Source organism: Kineosporia sp. R_H_3 (assembly GCF_002198675.1).
Lineage (GTDB): Bacteria > Actinomycetota > Actinomycetes > Actinomycetales > Kineosporiaceae > R-H-3.
The window spans coordinates 16,377-28,130 of sequence record NZ_MWLL01000232.1 but is presented as its reverse complement, the minus strand read 5'-3'; the positions used below and the strand labels follow the sequence as shown (position 1 = coordinate 28,130).

Sequence of the window (11,754 nt, the reverse complement as noted above, 5' to 3'; positions counted from 1 at the left end):
GCCGGCCGTCGTCACCGCGGCGGCAGCACGGTCTGGCGCTGGCTCCCGAGGCCCTCGATGCCGAGCGTCATGACGTCCCCGGGGGCGAGGAAGGTCGGCGGCTTCATCCCGAGGCCCACGCCGGCCGGGGTGCCGGTGTTGATGAGGTCCCCGGGCTCGAGGACCATGAACTGGCTCAGGTGGTGGACGACGACGTACGGGTCGAAGATCATGTTCGCCGTGGTGCCGTCCTGCCGCCGGATGCCGTTGACCTCCAGCCACATCGGCAGGGCGAGGACGTCGGGGATCTCGTCGGGCGTGACGAGCCACGGGCCGGCCGGGTTGAACGTCTCCGCGGACTTGCCCTTGGACCACTGGCCGCTGCGCTCCATCTGGAACGCGCGCTCGCTGACGTCGTTGACCACGCAGAAGCCGGCGATGACGTCGCGGGCCGCCTCCGGCGAGTCGAGGTAGCTCGTGCGGGAGCCGATGACGATCCCGAGCTCGACCTCCCAGTCGGTCTTCGTCGACCCGCGCGGGATCCGCACGTCGTCGTCCGGCCCGACGAGGGTGTTGGGGGACTTCGTGAAGAGCACCGGCTCGGCGGGCACGGTCGCGCCGGTCTCGGCGGCGTGGTCGCTGTAGTTGAGCCCGATGCAGAGGATCTGGTGCGGGCGGGCGATCGGCGCCCCGACCCGCTCGCCCGCGAACCGCCGGACCTGCCCGGACGCCACCCGCTCGTCGAAGGCCGCCCGCACCCGGTCGAGCCCGCCCGACCCGAAGAACGCCTCGCCGTACGTGTCGGTGACGTCCGAGACGTCCACGTACGTCGCGTCGTCCACCCGCACGACGGGCCGCTCGGCACCGGCGGCGCCGATCCGCATGAGCTTCATGAAGGGTCCTCCGGGCTCGCTGACGGCAAGGGCTGGGTGAGGTGCGCCGTCCAGGTGGTAGACACGCTAGTGGCCGAGGTCGCCCGCACCGGTGAGGGGTTCGCGTTGGACAGGACCGAGAACGGCACGGCGCTGCGCGGTGGGTCGCGCAGCGGACTCCGCAGTGCGCAGTGGTACGCCGGCGACGACCGGAACGCCTACATCCACCGGGCCTGGATGCGCCGCGGCGTCCCCGGCGACGGCTTCGACCGGCCGCAGGTCGTGATCGCGAACACGGCGTCCGACCTGACCCCGTGCAACCGTCACCTCACCGAGGTGGCGGCGTCGGTGCGGGACGGCGTCCACGCCGCGGGCGGCACCCCGCTCGAGCTGCCCGTGGTCTCGCTGGGCGAGACCCAGGTCCGGCCGACCGCGATGCTCTGGCGGAACATGGCCGCGATGGCGATCGAGGAGATGCTCCGCGCCAACCCGGTCGACGCGGTCGTCCTGCTCGGCGGCTGCGACAAGACGATCCCCGCGCTCCTCATGGCCGCCGCGTCCGTCGACCTGCCCGCGGTCGTCGTCCCCGGCGGGCCGATGCTCACCGGCACGTTCCGCGGCACCCCGCTCGGCTGCGGCACCGACGTGTGGCGGCTGTCCGAGGAGGTCCGCGGCGGGACGCTCTCGAACGAGGCGTTCGTCCGGTCGGAGTCCTCGATGATCCGCTCCAAGGGGCACTGCAACACGATGGGCACGGCCTCGACGATGGGCCTGCTCGCCGAGGCGCTCGGCACCGTCCTGCCCGGCCTCGCCGGGACCCCCGCCCCCGACGCGCGGCTGCTCGAGGGCGCGCACGCCACCGGGCGGCTCGCCGTCGACCTCGTCACCGCCGACCGCCGCCCGTCGACGTTCCTGTCGAAGGCGTCCTTCCACAACGCGATCGTCACGCTCGCCGCGATCGGCGGCTCCACCAACGCCGTCGTGCACCTGCTCGCGATCGCCGGCCGGCTCGGGATCGACCTGACGCTCGACGACTTCGACCGGATCGGCTCCCGGGTGCCGGTCCTCGTCGACCTGCAGCCCGCGGGCCGGTTCCTCATGGACGACCTCTACCGGGCCGGCGGCCTGCACGCGGTCCTGCGCGAGGTCGCGGACCTGCTCGACCCGGCCGCCCTCACGGTGAGCGGCCGCAGCCTCGTCGACCACCTGCACGACGGCGGGGACGACGGCCAGGTCTGGGACCGTGAGGTGATCCGCCCCCGGGAGGCCCCGCTGCTCGCCGAGGGCGGGATCGCCGTCCTGCGCGGCAACCTCGCACCGGACGGCGCGATCATCAAGCCGGCCGCGGCGTCCCCGGAGCTGCTCACGCACCGCGGGCCGGCCGTCGTCTTCGACTCGATCGAGGACTTCCACGCCCGGATCGACGACCCGGACCTCGACGTCACCGCCGACTCCGTCCTCGTCCTGCGCGGCTGCGGCCCCAAGGCCTACCCGGGGATGCCCGAGGTGGCGAACATGCCGCTGCCGACGAAGCTCCTCGAGGCCGGCGTGCGGGACATGGTGCGGGTCTGCGACGGCCGGATGAGCGGGACGGCGTACGGCACCGTCGTCCTGCACGTCGCCCCCGAGGCCGCCGCCGGCGGGGTCCTCGGCCTCGTGCGCACCGGCGACACGGTCGTCCTCGACGTCCCCGGCCGCCGGCTCGAGCTCGACGTCCCGGCCGAGGAGCTCGCCCGGCGGACCCTCGACCCCGCCACCGCGGCCGCGTTCGCGAACCCTGCGCGGGGCTGGGAACGGCTCTACGTCGACCACGTCCAGCAGGCCGACAGCGGCGCCGACCTCGACTTCCTCGTCGGCTCCAGCGGGTCCGCCGTGAGCCGCGAGTCGCACTGACGGGCCGCTCGCCGCGGCCGACCAGCTCAGCCGGTCAGCCGGTCAGCCCGGCCCGGACGGCGAGCGCCCGCACGTGCGCCTCGAGCGCGGCCGTCGAGCTGCCGTCGTTGCCGCGCAGGTGCTCGACGGCCGCGAGCGCCGTCACCGCGACGTCGAGCAGCTCGGACTCGACGTCCGCCATGGAGCCGCTCGGCGGCTTGCGCGGGTTCTGGCCGGTGACGGCGATGAGCGCCGCGACGACCTCGCCGGCCTCCTCGGTGACCTTCGAGAGCCGGCCCCACAACGCGGCCTCGCGGTCGCGCGCGGCGTTCGCCGGGTGCTCGTCGATCCAGCGGCTCAGGGCCGCGAGCACCTGCGCGACGTCCGGCCCGCCGCCGTCCGCTGCGTCCACCTCGCCCATGACCGTCCCCTTCGTCGTCCCGGCACGGCAGGCTAGGCCCCCGGTACCGGCCGACGAGAGCGAGGCACGATGACGAGGGCCCGCAGCACGCCGTCCCAGACCGTCGAGGAGTACCTCGACGTGCTGACGCACGCGCACCGGGACGCGGTGCTCCGCCTGCGGGCCGTCGTCCGCGGGGCGCTGCCCGGTGCCACCGAGCACGTGAAGTGGAACGCCCCGAGCTACGCCGTCGACGGGGTCGACCGGGTGACCTTCCGGCTGCACCCCGGCGACCGGGTCCAGCTCGTGCTGCACCAGGGCGTGGCGGTCCGCGAGGGCGGGTTCTCGTTCACCGACCCGACCGGCCTCGTGGTCTGGGCCGCTCCCGACCGCGGCGTCGTGACGTTCACCGACCTCGCGGACGTCGAGGCGAAGGCGGCGCGGGTCGCCGACCTGGTCGCCGCCTGGGTCGCGGCCTGACCGGCGGCCCCTGTCACCCCTCGTCGATCGGCCGCCCGACGACGAGCACCTCACGCAGGGCCGGGTCGAGGCGGTCGCGCAGCGCGGCGTCCGGCAGGGTGCCGGTGGCGTCGAGCACCGTGCTGAAGAAGCAGCGGGCCGCGGTCGCGAGGACGACGTCGAGCACGTCCTCGTCGCTGAGCCCCTGCGCCCGCAGCCGGGCCACGTCGTCGGCGGTGATGTCCGGCGCCGAGCGGGCGACCTTGGCGGCGAAGCGCACGACCTCCTGCTCGGCGGCGTCCAGCGGGGATCCCCCGGGGCCGTCCGGTGCCTCGAACACCGCCGCGACCACCTCGGGCGCACCGAGCCGCTCGGAGACGACGGCGCCGTGGGCGAGGCTGCAGTAGCTCGACCGCAGCGCGCGGGCGGCCGCGAGCGTGACGACCTCGTAACGACGCAGCGTCATCGGCGCCCGGACCGCGCCGACGAGCGCCTCCCAGGCCCGGTACGCGGCGGGCCGCGGCGCGAACGTCCTGGTGTAGTTGGCGACGTAGCCGCCCTCGGCCCGGTCGGCCGCGTAGAGCTCGGCCGCCTCCCCTGTCGCCTCGGACTCGTCGATCTGCCTGAGGTAGCCCATCGCTCTCCCGTCGCCGCTTCGGTTCGGGCAAGTCAACACCCGTTCGCGACGACGGTCACCGGCTGCGGACAGGAAGGTGCCCCTCCCGGCACAGCCGGTCGACCCGCTGCAACGCCGTCGGCAGCCGGTACGGCCCGGCCATCGCCCGCACGAGATCGGCGGCCGCGGCGGCGGTGGTCCCCGCGGCCGTCACGAGCAGCGGCCGCGACGCCGCGCCCCGCAGCACCGGCACCGCGTGGGTGGCCGACCGGTACGCGGTCTTGGCCACCCCGACCACGGGGATCCCGAGCCGGGCGTGCGCGCGGGCCCCCAGACCGGGGGTGCCGTCGGGGTCGAGGGTCACGTAGCCGTCGACGACGAGCAGGTCGACGGGTGCGGTCGTCGCGAGCACCGCGAGGACTGCGGGCAGCTCGCGCAGGTAGAGCGCTCCGGGGCAGTAGGGCTCGACGTCCGCGAGCACCGCGGTCCGCTCCTCGACGACGTGGCCGAACGCCGGGTCGTCGGCGACGACGAGGGCGGCGACCGCACCACCGCGGGCCGGGTAGTGGACGTCGACCGCGCCGTACCGTGCCACCGCATCCTCCCCGTGAGCGCACCGCCCCCTGCCGCGCGTCCGGGCCGATCCTCGCACCGGGCGGCCCCTGTCGGACCGACCGGGCAGAATGCCCGTGTGCTGACGGACGTCGTCCTCGACGACGAGGGGCTGTGGGCGACCGCGCCGGTCCCGGGCGTCGAGCCCGTCCCGCGCGCGGTCCGGGACGGCGCCGCGCTCCGCGCGGGCAAGGCCTGGCCCCTCCGGGTCGACGCCGCGCTGCCCGGGCGGGTCGCCGACGCCCTCGAGGCCGGCGTCGAGCCGGGCGACGGGTTCCTCGCACTCGCGCTGCTCTGCGTCGCCGCCCAGGAGGCGGCGTCCGGCCCGCTCGTGCCCGCCCCGGACGGCACCGGGTGGCGCTGGCGCCCGGCGCCCGGGCCGGAGGGCGCGCGGGCCTGGGCGGACGCCAGGACGGCGGCGCTGCAGGCCCTCGGCGGCGGGCGCGAGGCCGGGCGGGCGCTCGTCGACGACCTCGCGGGCGACCTCGTCGCGGTGCTCGCCGGCCCGGTCGAGGGCCACCCCGACGAGATCTCGGCGCGTCCGTCGGGGCGGCGGTCCCCGGTGCTGCGGCGCTGGGCGCGCCGGGTCGCGGCGCGCCGGGCGGCCGACGCCCGGCTCGCCTTCCGGCTCGACGCACCGCCCGCCGACGACCCCGCGACCGGGCCGTCCGACGCCGTCGGGATCACCGACGCAGGCGCGCCGGCCGAGGCGGGCCCGCCGTGGCGGCTCGTCCCCCTCGTGGTCGGCGTCAGCGAGGACACCACCCGCCGTCCGCTCGCCGGAGCGGGCCCCGCCGACTTCGGCACGACCCCGGCGGCCTGGCGCACCCTGCTCGCCGCGGAGGCCGAGGCGATCCGCGCCGCCTGGCCGGAGAGCACCCTCGCAGCGTGGGCCCGCCGGTTGGAGCCGCTGCCGTCCGGGGACCCGGGCGGCGGCGTCACCTTCGAGGTCGAGGTGGACGTCGAGGAGGTCCTCGCGCTCCTCGACCACGGTGCGCAGGCGCTCGCGGACGCCGGGTTCGACGTCGTCGCCGAGTCCGGCCTGCTGCGCCGCAGCCGGGTCCGCAGCCGGGCCCGGACGACGTCCGTGAGCTCCGGCCTCACCGCGGACGGCGTCGGGCTCGCCGTCGGCGTGAGCGTGGACGGCGTCGAGCTGACCCCCGAGGAGATCGCGACGCTCGCGGCGAGCAAGTCCGACCTCGTCGCCGTCCGCGGCCGCTGGACCCGGGTCGACGACGGCGAGCGGGCCCGGCTCGCCCGGCTGCTCCAGCGGCTGCAGCGACCGGTGACCGCAGCCGACCTGCTCGCCGACGAGGCGTTCGACGGGCTGGAGGTCGAGCCGCCGGAACGGCTCCAGGTCGCCCGCCGCGTCGAGCCGCCCGCCGGGCTGCTCGCGACGCTGCGGCACTACCAGCGTGACGGCCTCGACTGGCTCACCTGGGTCGAGGAGACCGGCACCGGCGGCGTGCTCGCCGACGACATGGGGCTCGGCAAGACGGTGCAGGTCATCGCCCGGGTGCTGGCCGACGTCGAGGAGCGCCGGGCGGCCGGCACCGAGCCCGGGCCGACGCTCGTCGTCTGCCCGCTGACGCTCGTCGACACGTGGGCCCGGCAGACCGAGCAGTTCGCGCCGTCCCTGCGGGTCGCCGTCCACCACGGCGCCGACCGCGAGGACGTCGCCGACCTCGCCGCCCGCGCCGACCTCGTCCTCACGACGTACGGCCTGCTCGCGCGGGACGAGTCGCTGCGCGCGCAGCCGTGGCACCGGGTCGTCCTCGACGAGGCCCAGGCGGTGAAGAACGCCGACACCCGCACGGCGCGCGCGGCCCGCGCCCTCACGGCGACCCACCGGCTCGCGGTGACCGGCACCCCGGTGGAGAACCACCTCGGCGAGCTCTGGTCGGTCATGGCCTTCGCGGCGCCCGGGATCCTGCCGCGCCGCAAGGACTTCGAGCGGGTCTTCGTCCGCTCCGCCGTCGACGCGGAGGCGCTCTCCCGGCTGCGGGTCGCGACGGCCCCGTTCGTGCTGCGCCGCACGAAGTCCGACCCCGGTGTCGCCCCGGACCTGCCGCCGCGCACGGTGATCCGGGAGGACTGCGCGCTGACCCGCGAGCAGGTCGGCGCCTACGAGGCGGCCGCCGCGGCGATGCTCGAGGAGGTCGCCGACGGCAGCGCGGCCGGAGGAGGCGGCGGGCGCCGGCTCAACGTCCTCGCCGGGATCAGCCGGCTCAAGCAGATCCTCGTGCACCCGGCGCTGCTCACCGAGCGCCGCACGGGCCTCGGCGGGCGCTCCGGCAAGGTCGACCGGCTCGTCGAGCTCGTCGGGCAGATCGTCGACGAGGGCCAGGCCGTCGTCGTCTTCACGCAGTTCGCCTCGTTCGTGCCGACCCTCGCCGCGCACCTGCGCGGCGTCCTCGACGTCGACGTCCTCACCCTGACCGGGGCCGACGACCGGGGCCGGCGGGCCGAGACCGTCGCCCGGTTCGGCGCGGACGACGGCCCGCCCGTGCTCGTCGTCTCGCTCAAGGCGGGCGGCACCGGGCTCACGCTCGTGCGCGCGAACCACGTCGTCCACCTTGACCGGTGGTGGAACCCCGCGGTCGAGGACCAGGCGTCGGACCGGGTCTGGCGGATCGGCCAGAAGCAGAAGGTCTTCGTCCACACGCTCGTGTGCCCCGGCACCCTCGAGGACCGGATCGACGCGATGCTCGCGGGCAAGCGGGCCGTCGCGTCGTCCGTCGTCCGCGCGACCGAGACCCGGGTCACCGAGCTGACCGACGCCGAGCTCGCCGAGCTCGTCACGCTCGTCCGCGAGCGGGTGATCTCGTGACCCCCGTGGCCGGCGGCCGCCCGACCGGGCGGCCCCGGGACTGGACGGACTTCGACCGCCCGTCCGCACCGCGCCGGGCCGTCGCGGGCGGGGTCAAGGTGCCCCGCTCGTGGAAGCCTCAGGGCGAGGAGGCCGCCCGGCTCGAGGTGGTGAGCGTGGGCCGGACGACGCCCGGCATCGGGTCCCGCGGCCGCACCTACGCCCGGGCGGGCCAGGTCGTCGAGGTCCGGGTCGAGCGCCGGGGCGCGACCGCGGCGATCCAGGGCTCGGACGACGCGCCGTACACGGTCTCCCTGACCCGGGAGCCGGACGGCGACGTCGAGGCCACGTGCACGTGCCCGTACGGCTGCGACGCCGTCGAGTGGTGCAAGCACGCCGCGGCGCTCGCGTTCGTCGTCGCGCACCTCGTCGACACCGACGCGGGACTCGCCGCCGCGTGGTCGGGCGATGCACCGGTCACCGCAGAGGCCGGGACCGCGAGGAGCGGTGCCCCGCCAGCCGCGGTCACGTCCGCGGCCCCGTCCGTGCTCCCTGCCGCCGAGCGGACGGCGCTCGTCGCCGCCCTGCGCCCGCGTCCGCGGCCGGTCGACGCCCGCGCCCAGTGGCGCGCGGCCGCCGAAACCGTCCCCCTCCCCTGACACCGCTGCCTCCGACCCGGAGTCACCAGGTCGGAGGCAGGGGGCGCGGTCAGTAGCGGACGCTGCCCGAGCAGGTGGCACCGGTGACGAGGTTCGTCGCCTTCGCGGTGATGACGTCGGTGCCCTTGAGGTTCGTGACGACCTTGCGGACGTGGAACACGCCCGCGACGGTCTTCTTCGTCGTGTTCACGCGGGTCACGCCGTTGTCCTTGATGACGACCTTCCAGCGCTGGCCGGACTTCGCGTGGACCTCGTACTCGATCTCGATCTTGCCGTTCTCCGGGCCCGCCTTGAGCTTCCAGGAGCCGCTCGGCGAGCACGAGCCGCGCTTCTCGACGCGGCCGGCCTTGGCGTCGGCCGGGCCGGCGGCGAGGACGCCGCCCGCGAGCAGGGCGACCGCGACGGCACCGGCGGCGCCGGCGCGGGCGGTGCGACGAGGGGATCGGGTGGTGGACATGGAGGCCTCCAGGACCTTCGACGGGACTCCCCCGGGGGAGCGGGGGCCGGGGCGCTGGTCGCCGCTGCGGCACTCGAAGCCTGCGGCCGCCGCGGGGCAGGTTGCGAGAGGGACTTCCGGGCTACTCCGAACGCCCGTCGCCGGCGCAGCAGGTGCTAGGACCAGCCCCGGGAACCTGCCCCTTCGGCCAACGACCGTTCGGGCAAGGACGACCGGCCCCCGCGGCCGCACCGGCCCCCGTCGCCTGGCACCATCAGCAGGTGCCGAAGACGCTCCGCGCCCCGTCGTGGCGCCCGCTCGCCGTCCTGCTCGCCACCGCCGGGGTGACGCACGTCGTCGCCCCGCAGGTCTTCGAACCCCTCGTCCCGCGCCGGCTCGGCCCGCCCCGTCCGTGGGTGCTCGGGTCGGGCGTGCTCGAGGTCGCCTGCGCGGCCGGGCTGCTGCACCCCCGGACCCGCCCGGTCGCGGCCCGGGCGACCGCGGCGCTGTTCGTCGGGGTCTTCCCCGGCAACGTCCAGATGGCCGTGACCGCCCTGCGCTCGCACAAGGCCGGCCCGGTCTACCGCGCCGTCGCGCTGGCCCGGCTGCCGCTCCAGGTCCCGCTCGTCCGCTGGGCTGTACGTGTCGGACGTGAGGGTTAGTGTCTTCTGTGTGACTGCCACCACACTCACCGGCCAGAACTTCACCGACCAGGACTTCGCCGCGCTCACCGACCCGCTGCGGGGTGAGCTGACCGCGCACTGCTACCGCATGCTCGGCAGCCTCCACGATGCCGAGGACCAGGTGCAGGAGACGTACCTGCGCGCCTGGCGGGCGTTCTCCCGCTTCGAGGGCCGGTCCTCGGTGCGGACGTGGATGTACCAGATCGCGACGAACACCTGCCTCACCGCGCTCGAGCAGCGCAGCCGCCGCCCCATGCCGACCGGCCTCGGCGCGCCGGAGTCCGACCCGCTGGGCCCGCTCGAGTCACGTCCCGAGGTGCCGTGGCTCGAGCCGGTGCCGGACGCGCTCGTCACCTCCCCGGGCGCCGACCCGGCGGCGGTGGCGACGACGAAGGACAGCGTCCGCCTCGCCCTCGTCGCCGCCCTGCAGTTCCTCACCCCGCTGCAGCGCGCCGTGCTCATCCTGCGCGACGTCCTCGCGTTCAGCGCCGCGGAGACCGCGCAGATGCTCGAGATCTCCGTCGCGTCGGCGAACAGCGCCCTGCAGCGCGCCCGCGCGGGCCTCGCCCGGCACCCGCGCACCGGGGACGGCGCCTGCGTCGACGCGCTCGACGAGCGCTGCCGGGGCCTGCTCGAGCAGTACATGGCGGCCTTCGAGCGGTACGACACCCGCGCCCTCGTCGTCCTGCTCAAGGACGACGCGACGTGGGAGATGCCGCCGTTCACCGGTTGGTACCGGGGCGCGGAGCAGATCGCGGCGCTGATCGGCACCCAGTGCCCCGCCGAACGGCCGGACGACATGAAGATGCTCGCGGTCGAGGCGAACGGCCAGCCGGCCTGCGCGATGTGGATGCTCGGGCCGGACGGCGTCCACCGCGCCTTCCAGCTCCACGTCCTGGACGTCGTCGAGGCCGGTGACGGCAGGGTCGGGGTCGCCCACGTCTCGGCGTTCTTCGACACCGCGCTCTTCGACGCCTTCGGGCTGCCCCAGGTGTGGCCGGACGACGCCGAGCGGGCCGCGGCCCTGCCGCCGGGCGGTCACCCGCTCAACCCGCACACCCGGGCCTGACGCACCGCGGCGCCGGCACCCCGAAGGGTGCCGGCGCCGGGTCGTGGTGGACCGGGTCCGGGGCGTCAGCGCGCGACGACGAGGTCGCGCTCGGCCTGCCGCTCGCCGTAGTGCCGCACGAGCATCGAGACGTCGATGATGAGCGCGACGTCGCCGTTGCCGAGGATCGTCGCACCGCCGATCCCGTTGACGTGGCCGAAGAGCTGACCGAGCGGCTTGATGACGGTCTGGAACTCCCCGACGAGGGCGTCGACGACGAGCCCGACCTTCATGCCGGCGTACTCGACGACGACGACGTTCTCGCGGCGCGGGCGCTCCCCGTCGATGCCGAACAGCGACCGGAGCCGGATGAACGGCAGCACCTCCCCGCGCAGGTCCATGCAGTCGCGCAGGTCGCTGTTCGGCGGCAGCTCGACGCACTCGATGACGCGGTCGAGCGGCACCACGTACGACGCGTTGCCGACGCCCACGAGGAAGCCGTCGATGATCGCGAGGGTGAGCGGCAGCCGGATCCGCATCGTGCAGCCGACGCCGACCTTGCTCTCCACCTCGATCATGCCGCGCAGCGCCGTGACGTTGCGCTTGACGACGTCCATCCCGACGCCGCGGCCCGACAGGTCGGAGACCTGCGCCGCGGTCGAGAAGCCGGCCTCGAAGATGAGCTGGTAGATGTCCTGCTCGGACAGCGAGGCGCCGGGCTCGACGAGGCCGCGCTCGACGGCCTTCGCGAGCACCTTCTCCGGGTCGATGCCGCCGCCGTCGTCCGACACCTCGATGACGATGCTGCCGGAGTCGTGGTACGCGTTGAGCCGCAGCGTGCCGCGGGCCGGCTTGCCCCGCTCCGCGCGGACCTCCGCCGACTCGATCCCGTGGTCCATCGAGTTGCGGACCAGGTGCATGAGCGGGTCGCCGATCTGCTCGACGAGGGCCTTGTCGACCTCGGTCTCGCCGCCGGAGATGACCAGGGCGATGTCCTTGCCGAGGTCGGCGCTCACGTCGCGCACGACGCGCTGGAAGCGGCTGAACGTCGTGCCGATCGGCACCATCCGCAGCTGGAGCGCGCTGTCCCGGACCTCCTCGACGAGCCGCATGAGCTCGCTGATCGAGGCGAGCAGGGTCTCGTCGCCGTTCGTCGTGGCGTGCAGCCCGGCGCCCGCGCCGGCGATGACGAGCTCGCCGACGACGTCGATGAGCCGGTCGAGCCGCAGCGCGTCGACGCGGATGCTCCGCGCCTCCCGGGCCGCACCCGCTGCGCCGCCCTGGCCGCCGGCCGGTGCGGCCCGGGAGN

11 protein-coding genes and 1 pseudogene are annotated in these 11,754 nt (G+C 75.5%); 6 read left to right on the top strand and 6 right to left on the bottom strand.

Annotation, left to right across the window (positions count from 1 at the left end; all coding sequences use genetic code 11):
- Window positions 1-11: 11 nt before the first annotated feature.
- The gene (locus tag ECOMGDLI_RS29395; RefSeq protein WP_088320385.1) at window positions 12-872 is read right to left on the bottom strand and encodes a fumarylacetoacetate hydrolase family protein; all 861 of its coding nucleotides are present in this window, start codon (window positions 870-872) and stop codon (window positions 12-14) included.
- 105 nt (window positions 873-977) lie between these two features.
- On the opposite strand from ECOMGDLI_RS29395, the gene ECOMGDLI_RS29390 reads away from it, so the two are divergent.
- Complete coding sequence (locus tag ECOMGDLI_RS29390; protein ID WP_233153672.1) at window positions 978-2,744, top strand: IlvD/Edd family dehydratase; 1,767 nt, start codon at window positions 978-980, stop codon at window positions 2,742-2,744.
- A 34-nt stretch (window positions 2,745-2,778) separates the two neighbouring features.
- Here ECOMGDLI_RS29390 and ECOMGDLI_RS29385 read toward each other — a convergent pair whose 3' ends face one another.
- Window positions 2,779-3,144, bottom strand: a complete 366-nt coding sequence (locus ECOMGDLI_RS29385; protein ID WP_088320384.1) for a MazG-like family protein — start codon at window positions 3,142-3,144, stop codon at window positions 2,779-2,781.
- A gap of 69 nt (window positions 3,145-3,213) precedes the next feature.
- Here ECOMGDLI_RS29385 and ECOMGDLI_RS29380 point away from each other — a divergent pair, with 69 nt between their 5' ends.
- The gene (locus tag ECOMGDLI_RS29380) at window positions 3,214-3,603 is read left to right on the top strand and encodes a DUF1801 domain-containing protein (RefSeq protein WP_088320383.1); all 390 of its coding nucleotides are present in this window, start codon (window positions 3,214-3,216) and stop codon (window positions 3,601-3,603) included.
- A 13-nt stretch (window positions 3,604-3,616) separates the two neighbouring features.
- Here ECOMGDLI_RS29380 and ECOMGDLI_RS29375 read toward each other — a convergent pair whose 3' ends face one another.
- Together ECOMGDLI_RS29375 and ECOMGDLI_RS29370 are read right to left on the bottom strand one after the other, a co-directional pair.
- Window positions 3,617-4,219: a carboxymuconolactone decarboxylase family protein gene (locus ECOMGDLI_RS29375; protein WP_198955295.1), complete on the bottom strand. Its 603-nt coding sequence runs from the start codon at window positions 4,217-4,219 to the stop codon at window positions 3,617-3,619.
- A gap of 55 nt (window positions 4,220-4,274) precedes the next feature.
- Window positions 4,275-4,793 carry an endonuclease V gene (locus ECOMGDLI_RS29370; RefSeq protein ID WP_088320407.1) on the bottom strand — a complete coding sequence of 173 codons (519 nt, stop codon included), beginning with the start codon at window positions 4,791-4,793 and terminating at the stop codon, window positions 4,275-4,277.
- A 96-nt stretch (window positions 4,794-4,889) separates the two neighbouring features.
- Between ECOMGDLI_RS29370 and ECOMGDLI_RS29365 the strand changes: the two genes are divergently transcribed.
- A complete protein-coding gene (locus tag ECOMGDLI_RS29365; RefSeq protein WP_143448021.1) occupies window positions 4,890-7,640 on the top strand; it encodes a DEAD/DEAH box helicase in 2,751 nt (916 codons plus the stop codon).
- Window positions 7,637-8,278: an SWIM zinc finger domain-containing protein gene (locus tag ECOMGDLI_RS29360; RefSeq protein ID WP_088320381.1), complete on the top strand. Its 642-nt coding sequence runs from the start codon at window positions 7,637-7,639 to the stop codon at window positions 8,276-8,278. The genes ECOMGDLI_RS29365 and ECOMGDLI_RS29360 overlap by 4 nt, the downstream gene beginning before the upstream one ends.
- A gap of 49 nt (window positions 8,279-8,327) precedes the next feature.
- Here ECOMGDLI_RS29360 and ECOMGDLI_RS29355 read toward each other — a convergent pair whose 3' ends face one another.
- Window positions 8,328-8,735 (bottom strand): hypothetical protein, encoded by a 408-nt coding sequence (locus ECOMGDLI_RS29355; protein ID WP_088320380.1) that lies wholly within the window; start codon window positions 8,733-8,735, stop codon window positions 8,328-8,330.
- Between the two features lie 260 nt (window positions 8,736-8,995).
- Here ECOMGDLI_RS29355 and ECOMGDLI_RS29350 point away from each other — a divergent pair, with 260 nt between their 5' ends.
- Together ECOMGDLI_RS29350 and ECOMGDLI_RS29345 are read left to right on the top strand one after the other, a co-directional pair.
- Window positions 8,996-9,376, top strand: a complete 381-nt coding sequence (locus ECOMGDLI_RS29350) for a DoxX family protein (protein WP_088320379.1) — start codon at window positions 8,996-8,998, stop codon at window positions 9,374-9,376.
- 10 nt (window positions 9,377-9,386) lie between these two features.
- Window positions 9,387-10,466 (top strand): sigma-70 family RNA polymerase sigma factor, encoded by a 1,080-nt coding sequence (locus tag ECOMGDLI_RS29345; RefSeq protein WP_088320378.1) that lies wholly within the window; start codon window positions 9,387-9,389, stop codon window positions 10,464-10,466.
- 65 nt (window positions 10,467-10,531) lie between these two features.
- Here the strand turns inward: ECOMGDLI_RS29345 and ECOMGDLI_RS37070 are convergent.
- Window positions 10,532-11,753: pseudogene (locus ECOMGDLI_RS37070) on the bottom strand (chemotaxis protein CheA); the annotation flags it as partial.
- Window position 11,754: the final 1 nt, after the last annotated feature.